Source organism: Methylobacterium sp. NEAU K (assembly GCF_030700285.1).
Lineage (GTDB): Bacteria > Pseudomonadota > Alphaproteobacteria > Rhizobiales > Beijerinckiaceae > Methylobacterium.
The window spans coordinates 64,195-84,475 of sequence record NZ_JAUYZJ010000002.1 but is presented as its reverse complement, the minus strand read 5'-3'; the positions used below and the strand labels follow the sequence as shown (position 1 = coordinate 84,475).

The following is a 20,281-nucleotide window of genomic DNA, read 5'->3' as shown; positions in this document are numbered from 1 at the left end:
GCCGGGCTTCACCGAATTCGTCGCCATCGTCGCGCTGATGATGGCGGTGACCGCGATCTCGATCGACAACCTGCTGCCGGCCTTCCCGGCGATCGAGGCGCGGTTCTCCGTGCCCGATCCGAACCGGCTGCAGCTCCTCGTCTACGTCTACATGATCGGGTTCGGCCTCGCGCAGATCGTGTACGGGCCGGTCTCGGATACGTTCGGCCGGCGCCCTGTGCTGCTGGCGAGTCTTGCGGTCTACGTCGTCGGCTGCGCGCTCGCCATGGTGGCGCCGAGCTTCGGCTGGCTGCTGGCGGCCCGGATCGTCCAGGGCATGGGCGCGGCCGGCGGGCGCGTGCTCTCGGTGGCAATCGTACGCGACCGCTTCTCGGGACGCGAGATGGCGAGCGTGATGTCGCTCACCATGATGGTGTTCCTGATCGTCCCGATGATCGCTCCGGCGATCGGCGGGATGATGCTGGCGCTGGGCTCCTGGGTCTACGTCTTCGTCTCGATGCTGGTCCTGGCCTTCTGGCTGGCGCTCTGGTTCTCCATTCGCATGCCGGAGACGCTGCATCCGGAATACCGCCGCCCGCTCTCCCTGGCGGCGACCTGGGATGCGGTCCGCATGACCCTCAGGACCCGCGTCGCCGTCGGCTATGCCACGGCGCTCGGCCTGCTGACCGGCTGCATCATGGGCTATGTCGGATCGGCCCAGCAGGTGTTCGACACCGGGCTCTATCACCTCGGCCCGCTTTTCCCGCTGGCATTCGGCCTCGTGGCGGGCGCCATGGGGACGGCCACGCTGATCAACGCCCGTATCGTCCGGCGGCTCGGGATGCGGATGTTGTCGCAATTGGGCGTCGCCGCCTTCACGGTGGTCGGCCTGTGCCAGGTCGGCGTCGGCCTCGCCTTTCACGGCCATCCGCCGCTGGGGCTGTACCTGTCACTCCTGGCGCTCAATCAGTTCCTGATCAGCTTCGCGATGCCCAACTTCAACGCGCTCGCGCTGGAGCCGCTCGGCGCCATCGCCGGCACGGCCTCCTCGTTCCTGGGCTTCTACACGACGATCCTCGGCGCGTTCTGCGGCTACCTGATCGGCCAGTCCTTCGACGGCACCGTATTGCCGGTCGCGATCGGCTACGCCGGGCTCGGCGGCCTCGCGCTCCTGGCGGTGGCCTGGACCGAGCGCGGCCGGCTGTTGCGAGGTGGCGCATCCACCTGAATTCGCGCGGGCTTAACGCGGTCTTCAACGGAAGCCGCCAGCCTCCGGGCAGCCCTCCAGCCGACCGGACCCGCACATGATCGCCCGCGCCCAGGACGGAACCCTTCTCGCCGCGCGCCTGCTGCTGGCGGCCGCACTCCTCCCCACCGGGATCGCGCGGGCACTGAACGTCTCCGGCTTCGCGCTGACCCTGGCGGGCAGCGGCATGCCGTTCCCGAACGCCACGGCCACGGCCGCAGTGGTCGTGCAGGTGTTCGGCCCGCTGGCGCTGCTGCTCGGCGTGCTCCCGCGGCTGACCGGGCTGGCGCTCGCCGCCTTCGCGGCGGTGACGGCCGTCGTTCTTCACGCGTTCTGGCAATATGCCGGCCCCGCCGCGGTCGCCGAGCGGACGCTGATGCTGGCCGATCTCGGGCTGGCGGGCGGCTTCCTGATCTACGCCCTGACCGGTCCCGGCGCCTGGAGCTGGCAGGGTTGGCGCGCCGGCCAGACGGCCGAACGGCCGAGCCCCAAGCGCGCCCCCGCCCAATCCACCGGCAAGGGCTCCACGGCGCGCGGGGGCGCCAAGAAGGCCGCCGGACGCTCGGCCGCCCGGGCGGCAGCCTGATCAGAAGTGCCGCGGCTTCATCGCGGCGGCCGCGGGCGCCGGCGCAGCCACCACCCTGCGGCCGGAGATCTCGGCGCCGGCATCCGGCGTCAGCTTGCGGAAGGCCAACACGGAGGCCGCCGAGAGCACCGCCACGGCGAAGAAGGCCGGCCCGAAATCGGTGGCCTCGATCCGGGTTCGGCCATGCAGGCTGGCGGTTCCCTCCAGGGCCATCGCCCCGAGCGTGACGCCGAGGCTGAGCGAGAGCTGCTGGCAGACGCTGGCGAAGCCCGTGGCCGCGCTCATCTCGCGCGATTCGAGGTCGGCATACGCGATGGCGTTGACGCAGGTGAACTGGATCGAGCGCGAGCAGCCGCCGAAGAACAGCAGGCCGATCATGACCCAATGAGACGTGCCGGCGGTGTAGAGCCCATTCACCGCCAGAAAGGCCGAGGCGAGCACCGCGTTCCAGACCATCAGCCGGCGGAAGCCGAGGTGGCGCAGGATCCTGGGGGCCAGGGTCTTCACGAACATGGCTCCGGCCGCGGCCGCGAAGGTGATCAGCCCGGAATGCAGGGCGTCGAGCCCGAAGCCGACCTGCAGCATCAGCGGCAGCAGGAACGGGATCGCCCCGGTGCCGACCCGGAACAGGCTGCCGCCGAGGATCGCGACCCGGAAGGTCGGGCGATCCATCAGGTCGAGACGCACGATCGGGTGGGGGACATGCCGGGCATGAGCGAAGTAGAGCGGCAACAGGATCGCGCCGCCGGCGAGGCAGCCCCAGGACAGCGCCGCCGGCAGGAGATGGCGGCCCATAGAGGCGAGACCGAGCATCAGCGCGGCGAGACCGGTGCCCAGCAGTACGAAGCCGAACAGATCCAGCGGCGGCCGTTCTGTCTCGCGGACATCCTCGAAGTACAGGCTCGCCAGCACGATCCCGGCACAGCCGATCGGCAGGTTGATGAAGAAGATCCAGCGCCAGTCGAACCACGTGGTGATCAGGCCGCCGAGCGGCGGCCCGATCACCGGGCCGACGAGCGCGGGAAAAGTCAGATAGGCGAGCGCCGTCACGAGTTGCGACTTCGGCACGCTGCGCAGGACCACGAGGCGCCCGACCGGCACCATCATGGCGCCGCCCATGCCCTGGAGAAACCGCGCGGCGACGAATCCCGCCAGCCCGTTTGCGGCCGCGCAGGCCAGCGACCCCACCATGAACACGACGAGCGCGGCACGGAACACGGTCCGGGAACCGTAGCGGTCGGCCATCCAGCCGCTCACCGGAATGAAGATCGCGAGGCTGACCAGATAGGAGGTCACGGCGAGCTTCAGAGCGATCGGGTCTTCGTGCAGGCTCGCCGCGATGCTCGGCAGTGCCGTGGCGATCACCGTCGAATCGGTGTTCTCCATGAACAGGGCGGTGGCGACCGTCAGAGGGACGATCCAGAGCGGTCTTTGGGTCGGGGCGGGCATCGGACAGCAGACGCGCATCGCGTCGCGGCGGTTGCATGGCAGGGGGACCAAGTCGCACCCTGGTGTTTCGCGATTGTATCCGCCGCGCAACACAGGTTGCGCGGCGGCGGCGCGCCACCTTTTATGCGGGTGGTCCCATGGCTACGTTTGCCTCATTCGGCCGTCCGGTCGTCCAGACCGGCATGGGGCCGGGCCACGAGGAGACCGATGCTTCCCAGCCCCAGCAAGCGCCGCGCCGCATCGCGGATCGCCGCCGGCGTCGCTCTCCTGACGATGGTCGCGGCTTGCGGCACCGTGCTCTTGAACGACCGCGGCTCGCTGACGCGATACGATCGCCTCAAGGCGAGCGACCAAGTGGCTTCTGCCTCGCGGATCTACGTGGACCAGCCGGCGCTGGCCAAGGCCCGCACGGTGCGCATCATCCCGACGGCGTTCCATGGCGACGTCGCGGGCGCCGCGCCGCTTACGCAGGCCGAGCGCCGACTGATCGCGAACGCCGCCGACAGGGCGCTCTGCTACGACCTGTCGCTGCGCTACGATGTGGTTTCGGGGCGCGACGCGGACCTGACCGTTCGGGCGCAGGTCACCCGGGTCGATCCCACAGACCTGATCGGTGCTGGCGCGACCATCGCGGGGTCGGCCGGCGTGACGGTCGCCTCGCAGCTCGGGCTCAGCGTCGCCGAGGGCGTAGGCCGCGTGCCGATCCCGCGAGTGCCGATCGGGCTCGGCAGCCTCACCGTCGAGGCCGAGGCCCTGGACCGCAGGCGCGAGCAGCGCGCCGCGATGGTCTGGGGCGGGGCAGCCAACTCGTTCACCAGCCAGCCGCGATTCTCCCGGGCGAGCGACGCCTACGATCTCGCCGGCGAGTTCGGCCAGGATTTCGGCTTCATGCTCGCCACCGGCGAGGATCCTTTTACGGCACCCAACACGCTTCCGACCTGGGACCGCATCCGTGTCACCACGCTCGGCGAAGCGCCCCTGGACCCCGATTGCGAGGCCTTCGGCCGGGCGCCCGGGATCGACGGTATCCTGGCCGACTACATCGGCCTGCCGCCGGAATACACCGACAAGGGTCCGGCCAGGGGTCCGGCTAAGGGTCCGGCGATGCGCTGAACCGAGCCGCCGGCTCCGATCAGCCCGTCAAAAAAAGCGGGGAGCCATGCGTGTTTTCCCGCTGCACCGCGGCGACGGCGCATTGGCGCCGTCGATGACCCCGTGATACTGCCACTTGCCAACCCGATCCCGCTGCGCGACGCGCGCCGCCGTCCGAGGAAAGTTGGCATATGGCCCGAGTAGACTCCGCATCGATCATCGAGGGCCTGACCTTCGACGACGTGCTCCTGAGGCCAGCCGCGTCCTCCGTGATGCCGACCGAGGTAAACGTCGCCTCGCGGCTCACCCGCACGATCCCGCTGAACCTGCCGATCGTCGCCTCGGCGATGGACACCGTAACCGAGGCGCCGATGGCCATCGCCATGGCGGCCAATGGCGGTATGGGGGTGATCCACCGCAACCTGGAGCCTGCCGAGCAGGCCGAGCAGGTCCGCCTCGTCAAGAAATACGAATCCGGCATGGTGATGAACCCCATCACCATCCACCCGGACGAGACGCTCGCCGACGCCTTCGAGGTGATGAAGCGCAACCGCATCTCCGGGATCCCGGTTGTCGAGCGGGGCCCGAACGGCTCGCGCGGCAAGCTCGTCGGCATCCTGACCAACCGGGACGTGCGCTTCGCCACCAACTCCGCCCAGCCGGTGGCCGAGCTTATGACCCGCGACCGCCTGATCACGGTCCGCGAGGGCGTGACGCAGGACGAGGCCAAGCGCCTGCTGCATCAGTTCCGGATCGAGAAGCTGCTGGTGGTCGATGACCATTACCGCTGCATCGGCCTGATCACCGTCAAGGACATCGAGAAGCGGGTCGCCTACCCGAACGCCGTGAAGGACGAGCAGGGCCGCCTGCGGGTCGCCGCCGCCACCACCACGGGGGATAGCGGTTTCGAGCGGGCCGAGCGCCTGATCGACGTCGGCTGCGACGTGATCGTCGTCGACACCGCCCATGGCCACTCGATCAAAGTGCTCGACGCCGTCGCCCGGGTGAAGCAGCTCTCGAACGCCGTTCAGGTGGTGGCCGGCAACGTCGCCACACGCGAGGGCGCCCAGGCGCTGATCGACGCGGGCGCCGACGCCATCAAGGTCGGCATCGGCCCGGGCTCGATCTGCACCACCCGCATCGTGGCAGGTGTCGGCGTGCCTCAGCTCACCGCCCTGATGGAGGCCGTGGAGGCCGCCGCCGAGGCCGGCATCCCGGTCATCGCCGATGGCGGCATCAAGTATTCCGGCGATCTCGCCAAGGCGATCGCAGCCGGCGCCTCCGTGGCGATGCTCGGCTCCCTGCTGGCCGGCACCGACGAGGCTCCGGGCGACGTTTTCCTGTACCAGGGCCGCTCGTACAAGTCGTACCGGGGCATGGGCTCGGTGGGCGCCATGGCCCGCGGCTCGGCCGACCGCTACTTCCAGGCGGAGGTCAACGATACCCACAAGCTCGTGCCGGAGGGCATCGAGGGGCAGGTTCCCTACAAGGGGCCGGTGGGCAACGTGCTGCACCAGCTGGCCGGCGGCCTGCGCGCCGCCATGGGTTATGTCGGCGGCGCGACCATCCCGGAATTTCAGGAGCGGGCGAAGTTCATCCGCATCACCAACGCCGGGTTGCGCGAGAGCCATGTTCACGACGTGACGATCACCCGCGAGAGCCCGAACTATCCATCCCGAACCTGAGGATCCTGATGCGCACCTTGATCGTCGGGGCCGGCGCGACCGGCGGATATTACGGAGCCCGGCTCGCTGAGTCGGGTGCCGACGTAACCTTCCTGGTCCGGCCGGCCCGGGCGGAGAAGCTCGCCGCGAAGGGGCTCGTGGTGCGCTCTCCGCTCGGTGACCTGACTCTCTCGGACCCGCCGACCGTCACGGCCGACCGCCTGGCACAGTCGGGGGCGTTCGACCTCGTCCTTCTGTCCTGCAAGGCCTACGACCTCGCCAGCGCCCTCGATGACTTGGCGCCCGCGGTGGGGTCGGACACCGCGATCCTGCCGGTGCTGAACGGCATGTGCCATCTCGACGCGCTCGACGCCCGCTTCGGCCCGGAACGCGTGCTGGGCGGCTCCTGCGCCATCGCGGCGACGGTCACGGCGGACGGCGCGATCCGGCACATGAGCGAGCTGTGCAGCATCACCTACGGCGAGCGGGACGGGTCGCGTTCGACCCGGATCGAGGCGATCGACGGGCTGATGCGCGGCCTGAAGTTCCAGCCCCGGCTCAGCGACGTGGTCCTGCTGGAGATGTGGGAAAAGTGGGTGTTCCTCGCGACACTCGCGGGCGCGACGACCCTGATGCGGGCCGCGATCGGCGACATCGTGGGGTCGCCGGGCGGGGCCGCCTTCATCGCCGACCTCCACACCGAGTGCACGGCGGTCGCGACGGCGAGCGGCTTCCCGCCGCGCAGCGTGGTCGCCGAGCGGGCGCGCGCCCAGCTCACGGCGGCGGGCTCCACGTTCACCGCCTCGATGCTGCGCGATATCGAGAACGGCGGCCGGATCGAGGCAGACCACGTGATCGGCGACCTGATCGCCCGCGGCCGCCGGCTCGTGCCCGAGGCGACGTTCCCTATTCTCGATCAGGTCTACACCGCGCTCAAGGCCTACGAGGCGCGGCGGGCGCGGGAGGCGGCCTGAGCCGCGCCCCGCATCCGGCGCGATCCGCGTCGGGGACCAACCGACCCAACCCCCTCATCCTGAGGCGCCCGCGTCAGCGGGCCTCGGAGGAGGCGTCCGGTCTGCTCGCGGTCCCTGGAAGGCCCCATCGGGGGCTCCGCTGCGCGTCGCCGCCTCGGGACGAGGTCGAGGATGGGACGAACGCGCTTCCGCGCGCGTCAGCCGAGACGGCCCTCAGTAACGGCCGGGCGGCGGCGGCGGCGGGTTGCCGTATTCGAGCTGCGTCTTGGCATCGACGGGCCGACGCGGCGGCGGGGTGAGATCGGGGGCCGCAGGAGCACTGGCGCACGCGGCGAGCGTGGCGGCGGCCAGTCCGGCCAGGGTTACACGAACGAGCGAGGACATGGTCTGAGGCACTCCCAGGCATACCCGGCGGCGGACCACACTGGTCTGCGGCCGAAGGATGCCATACGACACGCGGCCGGCCCGCGCGGCGGGACCGCCCGCCGCAGGGTCTGATCCGTGATCGTGCTGGAAGCTCGGCCGTATCGTGGCGGCATCGGGGCCAAGCGTGGCCGTTTCACGTCTTCGTCGACGCAGTCTGAAGGATTCGAACCCTGACCCCCGCCGCCCGCTGCTCCGCCGCCATCGAGGTCCTGACTGATATCGCCGAGCGGCGCCGGCCGGCGGCCGACGCCCTCAAGGATTGGGGACTCGCGCACCGCTTCGCCGGTTCGGGCGACCGGGCCGGGATCGCCAGCCTGGTCTACGACGCCCTGCGCCGGCGGGCCTCCGCAGCCTGGATCATGGGGGCGGACGCCCCGCGCGCCGTGCTGATCGGTTCGCTGCGCCTCCAGCAGGGACTCGCCAGCGCCTCGGTGGCGTCCCTGTTCTCGGGCGAGCGCTTCGCGCCCGAGCCGCTGAGCGATGACGAGCGCGCGCGCCTCGACGCAGGGACCCTGGAGGGCGCCCCGCCGGAGGTGGCGGGCGACGTCCCGGCCTTCGCGCTGCCCGAGCTGACGGCTGCGCTGGGCGACGACCTGATCCCAGAGTTGAAGGCGCTGGCCCGGCGTGCGCCGCTCGACGTCCGGGTCAACACCCTGCGCGGCAGCCGCGACGACCTCATGCCGGCGCTCGCCGCATTCGGTGCCGTCCCGACGCCGCACGCGCCCCAGGGCCTGCGCATCCCGATCGGCGCCGACGGGCGCGGCCCGGCGCTCCACGTCGAGGCCGAATTCCTGGACGGCTGGTACGAGATCCAGGACGAGGGCTCGCAGCTCGCCGCGCTGCTGGCGGATCCGCGCCCGGCCGAGACCATCGTCGATCTCTGCGCTGGCGGAGGCGGCAAGACCCTGGCGATGGCGGCCCAGACCCGCAACGGCGCCCGCCTCATCGCCACCGACGGCGATCCGCGCCGTCTCGCGCCGATCCACGAGCGCCTGCGCCGGTCCGGGGCCGTCGCCGAAGTGCGCACGCCCCGGGGCGGCAAGGCCCGGGCCGACGTGCTGGAGGATCTCGACGGCTCCGTCGACCGGGTCCTGGTCGACGCGCCCTGCACCGGGTCGGGGACATGGCGGCGCAACCCCGACGCGAAGTGGCGGCTGCGGCCCGGGAGCCTCGCGCTGCGGACCGCCGAGCAGACCCAGGTCCTCGACCGCGCAGCGCGGCTGGTGCGGCCCGGGGGCCGGATCGTCTACGTCACCTGCTCGCTGCTGCCTGCGGAGAACGATGCGGCCGTGTCCGGCCTTCTCTCGCGCTGGCGCGGACGGTTCGAGGCGGTACCGGCAGAAACCGTGTTGGCGGCGGGTCCGGCCACCCTGCCGGATGCGGTGCGGCTGACCGCCCACGGGATTCAGATGAGCCCCCTGCGGACCGGGACCGACGGATTCTACGTGGCGGTGATCGCCCGGCGCGGCTGAGGGCGCCCGCGGTCCCGGAACCGGGCCCGTGTCCTCCGACATTGGTCGGTGACCGTTTCAGGAGACCGACATGTCCGCATCCGTCGACTCTGCGAAGGCTCGGCACCGGCCCGTCGCTTCTCGCGGCGGAGCCAGCCTCGATGGCACGGACGTCCGGCTGCGGCCCTGAGCGTCCCCGGGACCCGGCCCATGCGCCTCGACCGCCGCCTTCTCCTCGCCGGGCTGGGCAGCGCCCTCGGCCTGCGCTCGGCCAAAGCCCAGGAGGCCCCCCCGGAGCCGGCGGCCCATGAGGCGATCCGTGCGCTGCCGCGCTCGCTGCCCGGCGCGGACCTGCAGGTGATCGATCTCTGGCCTGGCGATCCACCGGGCGGCGGGAGCGGGCCCGACGCCGACGGATACCGCTACGTCGAAGGCACCACCGGCGACATCACCCGGGTGGCGAAGCCCTGCCTCCTGGCGATGCGGCCTGCCAATCCCAGCGGCGCCGCGATGATCGTCGCGGCGGGTGGCGGCTATGAGTACATCGCCCTCGGCAACGAGGGCGTTCCGGTCGGCAAGGTCCTGAACGCGGCCGGCATCACGGTCTTCCTGCTGATCTACCGCCTGCCCGCGGAAGGCTGGGGCGCGGGCCCCGACGCGCCGCGGCAGGACGCGCAACGCGCCCTCCGGCTGGTGCGGGCGCGGGGTCCGGAACTCGGTGTCGATCCGGGCCGTGTCGGCGTCCTCGGCTTTTCGGCGGGGGGACACCTGATGGGCGAGACCGCGGTCGGCAGCGCCCAGGACCTCTACGGAGCCGTGGACGCGGTGGATTCCCAGCCGGTAAGACCGGTCCTGGCCGGGCTGATCTACCCGGTGATCACCATGCGCAAGCCGTTCGACCGGACGCGGACGCGCCGGATCATGGTGGGCGACGAGGTCACCCCCACGGAGATGAAGACCTACTCGGTGGACCTGCAGGTCGGACCCGAGACGCCCCCGACATTCCTGGTCCAGGCGATCGACGATCCGATCGCGGTGGCCGACCATCCGCTGCTCATGTTCTCGGCCCTGCGCAAGGCGCGGGTGCCGGCCGAGCTGCACCTGTTCGAGCGCGGCGGACACGGGTTCGGACTGGGCGCACCCGGTACGCCGGCCGCCGCGTGGCCCGGTCTGTTCCTGGCGTGGATCCGGCTGCACGGGTTCCTGCGGAGCTGAGCCTCCGCGCGTCCTCAGGTCTCCCGGAGGCGGTGCAGCTTGGCGACCTTGGGACGGCTCGTGCGGAACTGGCCGCGCTCCACCGCCACGAACACCACGATGGCGATGGCCAGCGCGCTCAGCCACCAGATCGCCGTGAGGCCGACGCCGAGGCAGGCCACCGTGAAGGCGGTGGCGAAGCCGCCCATCGCGCCCGGGATCAGGGCCGGGACGTCGCGGCCCGCCCGGCGGATCGATGCGTAGAGCGCGAAGGCCGCCGCTAGCGCACCGACGATGCCGAGCTCGTACCAGAACTCGAAGAGGGCGGTGGTCGGAGCGTTCAGAGGCAGCAGGCCGACCAGGCGGCCGCGCAGGGCGGTCTCGAGGCCGTGGCCGGTGATGAGACGCACAGGCTCTGTGGTCACGACCTTCTGCCAGCTCTTCAGCGACAGCACGGCGGGGGCCAGTGGCCCGAACAGGGCTGCGCCCACGGGCCGGGCCAGGAACGGCAGCAGTGGCGCCACCGCCAGCAGGGCGACGGACAGGCTCGCCGTCAGGATGACGCCCAGCTTCGGCCGATAGCTCGTCACCGCGAAGGCGAGGGTGCCGGTGGCGAGGGCTGCGATCTGCGTTGCGTCCGGCTGGACGGTCAGCGCCATGGCGACCAGCAGGGCGAGCCCGAGTGCCTCGCGGTCGCGGCGCCGGGACCGGAGCCATGCGAGCGCCGGCCAGACCAGCAGGATCAGCAAGATCAGGCCGCGGTCCAGCGCCCCGTCGTCGTCGATCCCGGGGGGCGCCATGTGGGCGCCGAACACCCCGAGGACGATCGCCACGATGGCGCCCGCGACGACGCCGAGGGGCAACAGGTAGAGGTTCGCCGAGCGCATCCGGTCGGGCAGGGCGAAATAGCCGAGCAGGGCCAGCCCGATCGTGGCCGAAAGATTGGCCAGCCGCTCCACCGCGGGCCCGAGGAACGGCGTCCAGGTCAGCGAGAGCGCGGACCAGAGGACCACCAGCATCCCGGCCAGGAAGGCCGGGGCAGTCAGGAGCCGGGACACCGCCGGGCGGACCGGACGCTGCCGCCGGTCGATCGCGCTGGCAATGATCAGGAGAACCACGGCGATCGGCGCCAGGATCACGGAGGCGCGGCGGGCGACCTGCGCCAGCACCGGCAGCATCACGAACAGGCCGAAGAAGCCGATGCGCCGCAGCAGCGCGGCGGCGTCGAGTGCCGGATCGATGGTGGTGGAGTTCGACGCACGCGGCATCTTGCGCCTTCTCCCGGACCGGGGCGGCCGGATCTACGCTAGGTACGCAAGGCTCACGCAAGTCGCTGTAGACGTTGGGCCACACCCCCGACCGCGCTCGCCGTAATACCGGGGCAGCGCACCTGCGCGCTGCCTACGGTTTGTGCAATCCAGCGCGTCAGGCCACGGTCGCGGTCTGGCGCGGCCGCCGGCGGACCATCCGCAGCCCGACATCCGACATCACGCGCCAGCCTCCCCAGGCGGCCAGGAAGCCGATCAGCGCGGCCGCGAGACCATCGGCTGTGGTCGGCACCGCGGGGCTGAAGTCGTGATAGGCGGCCTCGGCCACCGGCACGTCCGGGTCGCGCAGCATCGCCACGACCCGGCCCAGGGGACTCGTCCCCGAGGCGAGGGCCTGCTGCTGGGCGCTCAGGCGGGCGAGCCGCGCGATGTCGGCCTGGGCGGCGTCGCCGCGCCGCGCCACGAGCTGATCCGGATTGGTGCGCAGCCGATCGACCGCACCGTCCCGCGTGGTGCCGCTGGCCTGCGCGTCGGATTCGAGCACCGCGACCTGCCGGCGCAGCTCGTCCACGGCCCCGCCGAGCCGCTGACCGTATTGCTGCGCGAACTCGGGCGCCTGCGCCGCGACCACGCCGCCGAGCAGGCCCAGCGCGAGGCCGAGAGTGCGGATGACGCGGAACACTTCTGGCCTCCGGCGCGCGAATCGACCTCCGACAAAGAGCACGGCGGCTGCCGCGGTTCCAGCCGGGTTCAGGCGGGCAGCGTCAGCAGGCCGGCCTTCCCGTCGGCACAGCCGAACAGCATCCGGCCGTCGCGCCCGTCCCAGGCCAAAGCCGTGACCGCGCTGCCCTGGACGGCCGGACGCACCAGCAGCTCGGACGCGTCGGTGAAGCGGACCAGCAGGATGCAGCCGTCCTCGTAGCCCACGGCGAGCACCGGCGCCTTCGGGTGGAACGCCACGCGCGAGACCCGGGCGGGACGGACGCCGCATTCCCGCGGGGCCTTCCCGGTCGGCCCTTCCTTCGAGTCGAACGGCCAGACGATCGCCGCCTCCGCGCCCCCGGTGGCGAGCCATTGCCCGTCCGACGACCACGACACCGAGCGGACCTTGCCGGGATAGCCCGACATCCGCATGTGGCCGCGATCCGGTTGGAGGCGCCAGCCGTGCAGGGCGTTCTCCTGCATGGTCGAGACCACGAAGCGGCCGTCGGGCGACCAGGTCACGTCGATATGCGAGCCCTTCCAGCTGATCGCCTCGGCCGGCGTCTCGAGGTTCGGGTACCAGAGGCTGACGGCGTTGTAGTGGGCGATGGCGAGCCGGTAGCCCTTCGGGGCGAAGACGAGGCCGCGGGCCGTGGAGGGCGCCGTGAAGGTGCGCTCCCGGCCCTTGGCGTCCCGCGCGACGACCGCACGCCCGGCGGACCAGGCGACGGCGCCGTCCGGGTGGAGCGCCAGCGCGTCGATCCAGGCGCCTCCCTTGGCGAGGCCGAGCTGCGCCATCCCGCCGCCGGCGCGGATCTCGACCACGCGGCCGTCGTCGCCGCCGGTGACCAAGCGGTCGCTGCCGCAAGCGGCCACCAGGATCCCGCCGTCGGGATGGGCGGCCAGGCGGTCGAGAGCCTCGCCCCGCACCAGCGCCACGGAGCCGTCGCTCAGCGCTAAGGCCGGCTCCTCCTTGAGGAAATGCGCCGCGACCACGTGGGCGCCGGGCTCCAGCGGGGTGACGTGGCTCGTGAGGGAAGGGTTGCTCAAGGGGCTGCTCATATCGACTCAACCTTCACGGCCGGAGGGCCAGCACGCATGACCAGGATCTTGGTGACCAGCGACATCCCGCCCGCGAGCGCCGCCGGCGCGATCAGGGCGTAGAGGGCGAACGCCTGATAGGCGAGCCCTCCCAGGAAGGCACCGAGCAACAGGGACAGCCAGACCACCCCGTCGCCGATCCATCCGAACGGATCACCCGTGCGGGTCAGCGCCTGGGCGATCTTCTGGCCCAGGCTGAACAGGGCCCCGGTGACGAAGGTGGTTCCGGCGCGGAAACCCCGCACCTGTGCCAGGACGGCGTTCTGCGAGCCCATCGCGACCGCGACGAAGAAGGCGGCCAGCCCCAGCTCAGGGGATTCGAGGCCCAGGCCCAGCCCGCCGAGGATCAGCAGGGACTCGTAGGCGAGCACCGCCGGCGTCGCCCACCGGTGCGGCACCAGGATCGACAGCCCGCTGCCGAGGACCGAGCCCATCAGGAAGGCCAGGATCAGGATCGCCGGGAGCACCATGCGGTGCAACTCGCCCTCCGAGCCGAAGACCGCGAGCTGCGTGGTGTTGCCGCTCATGAACGAGGTGTAGAGCCCGCCGAGCCGCACGAACCCCAGCGCGTCGACGTATCCGGCGAGACCGGTGAGGAGCAGACCGGTGCCCAGCTGCCAGCTGCGGTTCACGAATCCGCCCTCTTGCGGCATTCCGGTAACGCCCCGTTAACCATTTGGGCGGCTCCGTTCATGGATGCCGGGGTGGGGTTAACGAGCCGCTCACCAAGTCCGGGCAATTCGATGCAAACACGGCGAACGCCGCGGCGGAGGGGCCCGTTGCTCCTTCGATCCGGCACGGGGACCCCGCGCCCCCGCCGGGTGAGTGGGAGTTGCGTCATGATTCCGTTCGCCGCCGCCTTCGCCTGCCCGTCCATGCCAGCCCTGGACCCGGCCGCCGCCACCATCCTGGTGGTCGAGGACGAGCCGACCGTCTGCGAACTGGCCGCGGAGGCGCTCCTCGAGGAGGGCTATCGGGTGCTCACCGCCGCGGATGCCTGGGAGGCGGAGGCGATCCTGGCCCGCGAGAGCGTCGACATGCTCTTCACCGATATCGATCTCGCCCGCAACACGAATGGGCTCTCCCTGGCCCGCCGGGCGCGCAGCCAATCCCCGGGGCTGCCTGTCGTCTACACGTCGGGCGGGCGCGCCTGCCTGTCGCCATGCGATGCCGTCCCGGAATCAGTCTTCGTGCCGAAGCCTTACCGTCCGAGCCAACTCGTGGCGCTCACGAACGACATCCTGCGCACCACGCACCCGCATCACGCCTGACCCTGGATCTTTGAGGATATCCGCCATGCGGCCGCCCCTTCTCGCAACCGGCCTCGCCCTCGCCCTCGCGGCGAACGTTCTCCCGGCCCGGGCCGCCTGCGACGTGAAGGGCGCCCAGATCGAGGAAGCCATCGCGAACAAGAAGGAACTGCGCGAGGACGCCAACGCCCAGACGGTGCGCGACCTGCGCACGCTGCGCGATGCGGCGATCGTGCTGGAGACCTACAAGTTTCCCGGTGAATGCGAGGTCCTGCTCGGGATCGCGAAGTCGCTGCTCGCCAATCCCGACAAGACGATCGAACAGGGCGGCGATACCGACGAGGACAAGGCCGAGAGCCTGGTCGAGGCCCGCGAGCCCAAGGCCAAGGCACCCGCAGACGAGAAGGTGTCCGCACCCGCCAAGGCGCCCGCCAGACCCAAGGCGAATTGAGGTCGGAGGCGCGCCGGATCTCGTCGGCGCCCTCACATCTGGCGAACGTCTATCGATCCTCCCCGACGCTCGCCCCGATCTTGGCACGAGCCAGCGCCCGGCCGAGCTTGGCGGCGATCTGCTCGCGCAGGATTTCCGCCATCTCGATATCGACGAGCCGCCAGCTGAGACCGCGCAGGCGGAGCCGGATCCGCGTGCGCTCGGCGCGGGGGGCCTCGGGCGGTACCGGGATCACCACGGCGCGGAAGCCGCGCATCTCCAGTGCCGTGTAGTAGGGTACCAGCCGCCCGAGGTTGCGGATCGCCAGCCCTTCCGGGCGCAGGGCGGCGGGACGCTCGATGTCGAGCTTGTCGGGCCAGCCGTTGTCGAGCAGGTCCATCACGGTCTCGGGCGTGACCAGCGTCTCGGCGAGCGCCAGGGCGAGTCCGTAGGCGACATCATTGAGGCGCTGACGGTCCCGGGGCTCCAGCTCCAGGTCGGTGTCGGAAGCCGAGCGCACGGCGGCGGTGATCTGGCGCACCAGGGACAGCCGCAGAGTCCGAAAATTCACGTGGGTCTCGATGTAGGCCACGTCGTGCCGGCGAACGGCCTGCGCCAGATCGTAGAGCGACCAGAGCGGGCTCACCGTGAAGGCGAGCCAGGCCAGCGCAAGGCAGAGCGGGATCGCGAGCCAGCGCACCCCCTTAGGACCCCTGCGGCGGCGTCACGGCCGCGTCGCCCAGCTCTCGAGGTCCGCGAAGGCGGCGACGACGCTCTCGTAGACCGGGCGTTTGAACGGCACGATCAGCTCGGGCAGCTCGGAGAACCGCGCCCACCGCCACGCATCGAACTCGGGCTTGTGCGCACCGCCGCCGGGGCTGAGCACGTCGATCTGGTGCTCGCTGCCCAGGAAGCCGTAGGCGAACCATTTCTGCGACTGGCCGCGATAGCGCCCCTTCCAGGCCTGCTTCATCACGGCCGGAGGCAGGTCGTAGGCGAGCCAGTCGGGGACCTCGCCGAGCAGCCGGACGGCGTCGGCCGGCACGTTCGTCTCCTCGAAGAGCTCCCGGCGCGCGGCCATCTCGGGATCCTCGCCGGGATCGATGCCGCCTTGGGGCATCTGCCACATATGCGGGCCCGCCACGTGCTCCGGGCCGGCATCCTTGCTGCGACGCCCGACGAAGACGCCTCCGGACGGCGCGATCAGCGCGACGCCCACACAGGGGCGGTAGGGCAGCGCGCCGCCCGATTCAGGATCCATGGTCATCGCGCAGGACCATAGGTCAGGGGCAAGTGGCGCGGCAACGCCGTCGGGCCGAATGCGGGGCCGGAGGCAGGGTCAATTGGCCGTGCTGACTCGGTTCTCGGCCGAACCGCGCAGGGCCACGCTCGCCGGGACGAGGCGGAGGCCGCGGGTATCGAGGTCCCGGACCCAGCGGGCAATCCGATCGACGGTGAGCGCCGCGCCGCTGGCGGAAACGAGGGCGAATCCGTTCGCGCGTGCCCGGGCCTCGGCCTGGCTGAGCGCCGCGTCGATGGCCTCGGCGCGCGGCACGGCGTCGAGGACGATCTCGGCCCGGGCGACCGGCGTGCGGCTCTTGTTGACGAGCGCAGGCTTCGGGCCCGTGCCATCGTCGAGGAAGCCGAGGCCGCGCGCCCCGATCTCGCGCAGCGCCGGCTCGAAGGTCGGGTCGGCCATCATCTTGGAACCCATGAAGTTCGCGACCCCCACGTAGCCGGGGAAGCGGGCCATCGACCAGGCGAGCCGATCGGCGTTCTCCGGGCCCTTCAGGGCGGTAAGCAGAGCCTGCGGACCGGGATCGCTGTCGGGATAGTCGAACGGCTCCATCGGCAGCTGAAGGAAGACCTCATGACCGGCGTCGCGGGCCCGGGCCGCGGCGCGCTCCGCCTCTCCGCCGTAGGGCAGGAAAGCGAGGCTCACCGCGGGCGGCAGCCGGACCGTGGCGCCGGCGGTGGCCGCCTGGCCGACCCCCAGCCCGGTCACGAGGATCGCGATGCGCGGACCTATGCCGGGCTCCTCGGGCCGGGCGTAGACATCCAGGGCGCGGACGCGGCCCTCGCCGAGCTTCGGCATCAGGCCATGCCGGCCCTGCTCGCTGATGCGCGGATCCGGAGCCGGGGCGAGGCGTGGTGCGTTCGGCGGGGGCACGCGGATCACCACGGCCTCGCTCGGGCCGGAGCCCGGCGGCCGCACGACCGTCACGCCGGACGCGGTCTCGATCTCATCGGCGCTCCGCTGCAGGGAATTCCCTGCCTGGACGACCGGGGCGACCGGACGCTCGGGCACGACTGCTACCGGCGCGGCAGCCTGGCGGGCCAGCGGCTCGCGCTGGGCGATGGCGACCTCCACGCGGGGCTCGCCACCGTGGGGATCGCCGAGGGCCAGCACCAGCCCGGTCGCCGCGACGAGGGTGGCCAGTATGGCGCCCGCCGCGACCTTGGGCCGGCGCAGCGGCGCGACGAGGCGCCCGAACCGGCCCGTGGGCCGCTCCGGCGCTCCGGCCTCCGGCACCCCGAGGGGGCGCGTGAGGATATCGTCGGTTGACTCGGTCAAGCGGCACTCGATGCGGGATCGCGTCCCACGCGCCGAAAGGGGCGGCGCGCATCCTCACAACCATAGCCGTCCAGTATGGTTAATCTTCCGCTAACGCCCCGATGCCCCATGAAAAACCCCGCCCGGCAGATTGGCCGGGCGGGGTTGTTGGGTCGCTGTCCGAGGCCTGCGCCGGTCAGTTCGGCAGGCTGGGCTTCTGCTGCTGCGGGGCGGCCGTGCCGTTGGCGGCGCCCTTCTGTATGCCATGCAGGAAATCGACCGCCGAGAGGAGCTGCTTGTCCTTGGCCGGATCCGGCGGGATGTAGGCGGAGGAGCCGCCGCGCTCGTCGGTATCCTTCTGCTTCAGGTGGCCCTTCAGCCCGGCCTCGCCCTTGGTCTCGTCCTTGCCCTTCAGCTCGTCCGGCACGTCCTGCGTGACCTCGACGTCGGGCTCGATGCCCTTCGCCTGGATCGATCGGCCCGACGGCGTGTAGTAGCGCGCCGTGGTGAGACGCAGGGCGCCTGAGCCGCCGAGCGGGATGATCGACTGTACCGAGCCCTTGCCGAAGGAGCGCGTGCCGAGGATCGTCGCGCGCTTGTGATCCTGCAGGGCGCCGGCCACGATCTCGGAGGCCGAGGCCGAGCCGCCGTTCACCAGGACGACGATCGGCTTACCCTTGGTCAGGTCGCCGGACTTGGCCGAGAAGCGCTGGGTCTCGTCAGGGTTGCGGCCGCGGGTCGAGACGATCTCGCCGCGATCCAGGAAGGCATCCGACACCATCACGGCCTGATCGAGCAGGCCGCCCGGGTTGTTGCGCAGGTCGATGACGTAGCCCTTGAGCTTGTCGGCGCCGATCTCGCTCGACAGCTTGTCGATCGCCGCCCGCATGCCGTCGAAGGTCTGCTCGTTGAACTGGGTCAGGCGGATATAGGCGACGTCGCCGCCCTCGACCTTCGAGCGCACCGGCTTGATCTTGATCACGTCGCGGGTGAGCGTGACGTCGATCGGGTCCTTCGACTCCTTGCGGGAGATCTTGAGCTTCACGGCCGAGTTCACCGGGCCGCGCATCTTGTCGACCGCCTGGTTCAGGGTCAGGCCCTGGACCTGGTCGTCGTCGATCTGGGTGATGATGTCGTTGGCCAGCAGGCCCGCCTTGGCGGCCGGCGTGTCGTCGATCGGGGTAACGACCTTGATCAGGCCGTCCTCCATGGTGACCTCAATGCCCAGCCCGCCGAACTCGCCGCGGGTGGTGGTCTGCATGTCACGGAACGCCTTGGCGTCCATGTAGCTCGAATGCGGGTCGAGCGAGGTCAGCATGCCATTGACGGCCGCCTCGATCATCTTCGACTCGTCGGGCTTCTCGACGTAATCGGTTCGGACCTTCTCGAACACGTCGCCGAACAGGCTGAGCTGGCGATAAGTCTCGGCCGAGGCGGCGACGGCCCGGGGCCCCGACAGGAAGTCGGTCTGGGTCGCCACCATGGAGGTGCCGGCGCCCAGGAAGGCGCCGAGCATGATCAGGGACGTCTTGCGCATCAGCCGCGAACCTTCTCGCCAAGTATCTTGTCACTGGGGCTCTTCGCCCACCACGGCTCCGGATCGATGGAGCCGCCATCCTTCTTGAACTCGACGTACAGGGTCGGATCGCCCTCAGACCCGGACGGGCCTGCGCTTCCCTCACCCATGCTGCCAACCGGCTCGCCCGCGAGCACGAACTGGCCGACCTCGACGTTGATCTGATCCATCCCCGCGAGCAAAAGATAGTAGCCGTCGCCCGCGTTGATGATCAAGAGACGCCCATAGGACCGGAACGGCCCCGCGAATTGAACCCAGCCGTCGGCCGGAGACGACACTGACGCCTTCGGCCGCGTCGTGAAAGAGACCCCGCGCGTGGTCCCGCCGTTGCCGTCGGGCTGGTTGAAGGCCCGCGCCATCCGCCCGCTCACCGGCCGCGGCACATCGCCCCGCGCCTCCGCGAAATGCACTTTCGGGGCCAGCCGCGCCGGATCCCGGAAGCCCGCGGCGGCGAAGCGCTCCTGGGTGACGCGGCTCTCGCGCTCGGCCGCGGCCTTCGCCTCCTCCACGGATTTCCTGGCGGCGGCGACCTCCGCCTCGGTGCGGTCGAGCAGATCCTTCAGCGATTTGGCCTGGGCGCCGAGTTCGGCCGCGCGGCGCCGCTCCGCGCCGAGGCCGCTCTCGATCTCGGCCTGGCGGGCTCGGCGGGCGGCGACGAGGGCCTGGAGCCGCTGCTGCTCGCGCGCCCAGCCGGCGAGGTCGTGGGCAAGGCCTTCCTTGTCCTGCGCGATCAAGCCGCGCAGGCGGATCATCTCGGTGAGATCGGCCGCCAGCGTGTCGACCTCGCCGCGCAGCTCCGGCACCACGGCCCCGAGCAACATCGAGGTGCGGATCACCGCCAGCACGTCCTCCGGGCTCACCAGAACCGCCGGCGGCGGCCGCCGACCCATCCGCTGAAGGGCCGCGAGGATCTCGGCGACGATCCCGCGGCGGGCCTGCAGCGAGTGCCGGATCGCGGCCTCGCTCTCACCCATCGCCTTCAGGCGCTCTTCCAGGCGGCTCAATCGATCCTCGGTGGCCCGCGCCTGCCGGCCGGCATCGATCAGCGCGGCGTCGAGCTTCGCCCGGTCGGAGCCGATGGCGGCGATCTCGGATTCGAATTGCGTGCGCTGGCCGGCGCTGGCGGCCAGCGCGTCCTGGACCCGCTTCAGGTTCTCGGCCCGGCGCTCGCGCTCCTCGTTGGCACGCTGGATCTTCTCGGCCTCCGCGCCGGGCGCCGGATCCTCGGCCCACGATGGAACGGCCGCGCAGGCGACGACGACGAGGAGGAGGGCACGCAGCACGCTCGGGCGCCTTCGCTTCGGGCCGCGACCGGATCGCCGGATCGGGCGGGGCGTGC

Annotated in this window: 20 protein-coding genes; 9 read left to right on the top strand and 11 right to left on the bottom strand. The window is 71.2% G+C overall.

Annotated features, from left to right (window positions below):
• The first annotated feature begins 40 nt into the window (after nucleotides 1-40).
• Together Q8W67_RS02065 and Q8W67_RS02060 are read left to right on the top strand one after the other, a co-directional pair.
• Nucleotides 41-1,207 (top strand): multidrug effflux MFS transporter, encoded by a 1,167-nt coding sequence (locus Q8W67_RS02065; protein WP_305540582.1) that lies wholly within the window; start codon nucleotides 41-43, stop codon nucleotides 1,205-1,207.
• Nucleotides 1,208-1,283: 76 nt separating this feature from the next.
• The gene (locus Q8W67_RS02060; protein ID WP_305539956.1) at nucleotides 1,284-1,811 is read left to right on the top strand and encodes a DoxX family protein; all 528 of its coding nucleotides are present in this window, start codon (nucleotides 1,284-1,286) and stop codon (nucleotides 1,809-1,811) included.
• On the opposite strand, the gene Q8W67_RS02055 is transcribed toward Q8W67_RS02060, so the two are convergent.
• A complete protein-coding gene (locus tag Q8W67_RS02055) occupies nucleotides 1,812-3,260 on the bottom strand; it encodes an MFS transporter (RefSeq protein ID WP_305539954.1) in 1,449 nt (482 codons plus the stop codon).
• Nucleotides 3,261-3,467: 207 nt separating this feature from the next.
• Between Q8W67_RS02055 and Q8W67_RS02050 the strand changes: the two genes are divergently transcribed.
• The 3 genes from Q8W67_RS02050 to panE all read left to right on the top strand — a co-directional run bounded on the left by Q8W67_RS02050 (nucleotide 3,468) and on the right by panE (nucleotide 6,990).
• Nucleotides 3,468-4,373: a DUF3313 domain-containing protein gene (locus Q8W67_RS02050; protein ID WP_305539951.1), complete on the top strand. Its 906-nt coding sequence runs from the start codon at nucleotides 3,468-3,470 to the stop codon at nucleotides 4,371-4,373.
• Between the two features lie 170 nt (nucleotides 4,374-4,543).
• Nucleotides 4,544-6,037 carry an IMP dehydrogenase gene (gene guaB, locus Q8W67_RS02045; protein ID WP_305539948.1) on the top strand — a complete coding sequence of 498 codons (1,494 nt, stop codon included), beginning with the start codon at nucleotides 4,544-4,546 and terminating at the stop codon, nucleotides 6,035-6,037.
• Nucleotides 6,038-6,045: 8 nt separating this feature from the next.
• Nucleotides 6,046-6,990, top strand: a complete 945-nt coding sequence (gene panE / locus Q8W67_RS02040; protein ID WP_305539946.1) for a 2-dehydropantoate 2-reductase — start codon at nucleotides 6,046-6,048, stop codon at nucleotides 6,988-6,990.
• A 213-nt stretch (nucleotides 6,991-7,203) separates the two neighbouring features.
• Here the strand turns inward: panE and Q8W67_RS02035 are convergent, their stop codons facing one another.
• Entirely contained in the window at nucleotides 7,204-7,374 is a 171-nt protein-coding gene (locus tag Q8W67_RS02035) for a hypothetical protein (protein ID WP_305539943.1), read from the bottom strand.
• 212 nt (nucleotides 7,375-7,586) lie between these two features.
• Here Q8W67_RS02035 and Q8W67_RS02030 point away from each other — a divergent pair, with 212 nt between their 5' ends.
• On the top strand, nucleotides 7,587-8,888 hold the full coding sequence (locus Q8W67_RS02030; RefSeq protein ID WP_305540580.1) for an RsmB/NOP family class I SAM-dependent RNA methyltransferase: 1,302 nt from the start codon (nucleotides 7,587-7,589) through the stop codon (nucleotides 8,886-8,888).
• A gap of 189 nt (nucleotides 8,889-9,077) precedes the next feature.
• Entirely contained in the window at nucleotides 9,078-10,082 is a 1,005-nt protein-coding gene (locus Q8W67_RS02025; RefSeq protein WP_305539940.1) for an alpha/beta hydrolase, read from the top strand.
• 14 nt (nucleotides 10,083-10,096) lie between these two features.
• On the opposite strand, the gene Q8W67_RS02020 is transcribed toward Q8W67_RS02025, so the two are convergent.
• The 4 genes from Q8W67_RS02020 to Q8W67_RS02005 all read right to left on the bottom strand — a co-directional run bounded on the left by Q8W67_RS02020 (nucleotide 10,097) and on the right by Q8W67_RS02005 (nucleotide 13,764).
• Nucleotides 10,097-11,329: a peptide ABC transporter permease gene (locus Q8W67_RS02020; RefSeq protein WP_305539937.1), complete on the bottom strand. Its 1,233-nt coding sequence runs from the start codon at nucleotides 11,327-11,329 to the stop codon at nucleotides 10,097-10,099.
• A gap of 157 nt (nucleotides 11,330-11,486) precedes the next feature.
• Entirely contained in the window at nucleotides 11,487-12,011 is a 525-nt protein-coding gene (locus Q8W67_RS02015; RefSeq protein ID WP_305539934.1) for a DUF2937 family protein, read from the bottom strand.
• 68 nt (nucleotides 12,012-12,079) lie between these two features.
• Nucleotides 12,080-13,093, bottom strand: coding sequence for a WD40 repeat domain-containing protein (locus tag Q8W67_RS02010; RefSeq protein ID WP_305539930.1), 1,014 nt, complete (start codon nucleotides 13,091-13,093; stop codon nucleotides 12,080-12,082).
• Nucleotides 13,090-13,764 (bottom strand): YoaK family protein, encoded by a 675-nt coding sequence (locus Q8W67_RS02005; protein WP_305539927.1) that lies wholly within the window; start codon nucleotides 13,762-13,764, stop codon nucleotides 13,090-13,092. Before Q8W67_RS02005 ends, Q8W67_RS02010 begins: the two co-directional genes overlap by 4 nt.
• A gap of 207 nt (nucleotides 13,765-13,971) precedes the next feature.
• On the opposite strand from Q8W67_RS02005, the gene Q8W67_RS02000 reads away from it, so the two are divergent.
• Both Q8W67_RS02000 and Q8W67_RS01995 read left to right on the top strand, forming a co-directional pair.
• The gene (locus Q8W67_RS02000) at nucleotides 13,972-14,403 is read left to right on the top strand and encodes a response regulator (RefSeq protein WP_305539924.1); all 432 of its coding nucleotides are present in this window, start codon (nucleotides 13,972-13,974) and stop codon (nucleotides 14,401-14,403) included.
• A gap of 25 nt (nucleotides 14,404-14,428) precedes the next feature.
• On the top strand, nucleotides 14,429-14,833 hold the full coding sequence (locus Q8W67_RS01995) for a photosystem reaction center subunit H (RefSeq protein WP_305539921.1): 405 nt from the start codon (nucleotides 14,429-14,431) through the stop codon (nucleotides 14,831-14,833).
• A gap of 49 nt (nucleotides 14,834-14,882) precedes the next feature.
• Here the strand turns inward: Q8W67_RS01995 and Q8W67_RS01990 are convergent, their stop codons facing one another.
• The 5 genes from Q8W67_RS01990 to Q8W67_RS01970 all read right to left on the bottom strand — a co-directional run bounded on the left by Q8W67_RS01990 (nucleotide 14,883) and on the right by Q8W67_RS01970 (nucleotide 20,225).
• Nucleotides 14,883-15,512, bottom strand: a complete 630-nt coding sequence (locus Q8W67_RS01990; protein ID WP_305539918.1) for a DUF2939 domain-containing protein — start codon at nucleotides 15,510-15,512, stop codon at nucleotides 14,883-14,885.
• Nucleotides 15,513-15,536: 24 nt separating this feature from the next.
• The gene (locus tag Q8W67_RS01985; protein ID WP_370693797.1) at nucleotides 15,537-16,073 is read right to left on the bottom strand and encodes an RNA pyrophosphohydrolase; all 537 of its coding nucleotides are present in this window, start codon (nucleotides 16,071-16,073) and stop codon (nucleotides 15,537-15,539) included.
• A 78-nt stretch (nucleotides 16,074-16,151) separates the two neighbouring features.
• Nucleotides 16,152-17,387 carry a divergent polysaccharide deacetylase family protein gene (locus tag Q8W67_RS01980; protein ID WP_305539912.1) on the bottom strand — a complete coding sequence of 412 codons (1,236 nt, stop codon included), beginning with the start codon at nucleotides 17,385-17,387 and terminating at the stop codon, nucleotides 16,152-16,154.
• Between the two features lie 175 nt (nucleotides 17,388-17,562).
• Nucleotides 17,563-18,903 carry a S41 family peptidase gene (locus Q8W67_RS01975; RefSeq protein WP_305539908.1) on the bottom strand — a complete coding sequence of 447 codons (1,341 nt, stop codon included), beginning with the start codon at nucleotides 18,901-18,903 and terminating at the stop codon, nucleotides 17,563-17,565.
• Complete coding sequence (locus Q8W67_RS01970; RefSeq protein WP_305539906.1) at nucleotides 18,903-20,225, bottom strand: murein hydrolase activator EnvC; 1,323 nt, start codon at nucleotides 20,223-20,225, stop codon at nucleotides 18,903-18,905. The genes Q8W67_RS01975 and Q8W67_RS01970 overlap by 1 nt, the downstream gene beginning before the upstream one ends.
• Between the last annotated feature and the right edge of the window lie 56 nt (nucleotides 20,226-20,281).

Excerpts from the sequence above, each read along its gene's own strand:
- Q8W67_RS02035 (WP_305539943.1), bottom strand. The coding sequence starts at position 7,374 with ATGTCCTCGCTCGTTCGTGTAACCCTGGCCGGACTGGCCGCCGCCACG.
- Q8W67_RS01975 (WP_305539908.1), bottom strand. The coding sequence starts at position 18,903 with ATGCGCAAGACGTCCCTGATCATGCTCGGCGCCTTCCTGGGCGCCGGC.
- Q8W67_RS02065 (WP_305540582.1), top strand. The coding sequence starts at position 41 with ATGGCGGTGACCGCGATCTCGATCGACAACCTGCTGCCGGCCTTCCCG.
- panE (WP_305539946.1), top strand. The coding sequence starts at position 6,046 with ATGCGCACCTTGATCGTCGGGGCCGGCGCGACCGGCGGATATTACGGA.
- Q8W67_RS02055 (WP_305539954.1), bottom strand. The coding sequence starts at position 3,260 with ATGCCCGCCCCGACCCAAAGACCGCTCTGGATCGTCCCTCTGACGGTC.
- Q8W67_RS02020 (WP_305539937.1), bottom strand. The coding sequence starts at position 11,329 with ATGCCGCGTGCGTCGAACTCCACCACCATCGATCCGGCACTCGACGCC.
- guaB (WP_305539948.1), top strand. The coding sequence starts at position 4,544 with ATGGCCCGAGTAGACTCCGCATCGATCATCGAGGGCCTGACCTTCGAC.
- Q8W67_RS01985 (WP_370693797.1), bottom strand. The coding sequence starts at position 16,073 with ATGGATCCTGAATCGGGCGGCGCGCTGCCCTACCGCCCCTGTGTGGGC.
- Q8W67_RS02050 (WP_305539951.1), top strand. The coding sequence starts at position 3,468 with ATGCTTCCCAGCCCCAGCAAGCGCCGCGCCGCATCGCGGATCGCCGCC.
- Q8W67_RS02025 (WP_305539940.1), top strand. The coding sequence starts at position 9,078 with ATGCGCCTCGACCGCCGCCTTCTCCTCGCCGGGCTGGGCAGCGCCCTC.
- Q8W67_RS02000 (WP_305539924.1), top strand. The coding sequence starts at position 13,972 with ATGATTCCGTTCGCCGCCGCCTTCGCCTGCCCGTCCATGCCAGCCCTG.
- Q8W67_RS01995 (WP_305539921.1), top strand. The coding sequence starts at position 14,429 with ATGCGGCCGCCCCTTCTCGCAACCGGCCTCGCCCTCGCCCTCGCGGCG.
- Q8W67_RS02010 (WP_305539930.1), bottom strand. The coding sequence starts at position 13,093 with ATGAGCAGCCCCTTGAGCAACCCTTCCCTCACGAGCCACGTCACCCCG.
- Q8W67_RS02060 (WP_305539956.1), top strand. The coding sequence starts at position 1,284 with ATGATCGCCCGCGCCCAGGACGGAACCCTTCTCGCCGCGCGCCTGCTG.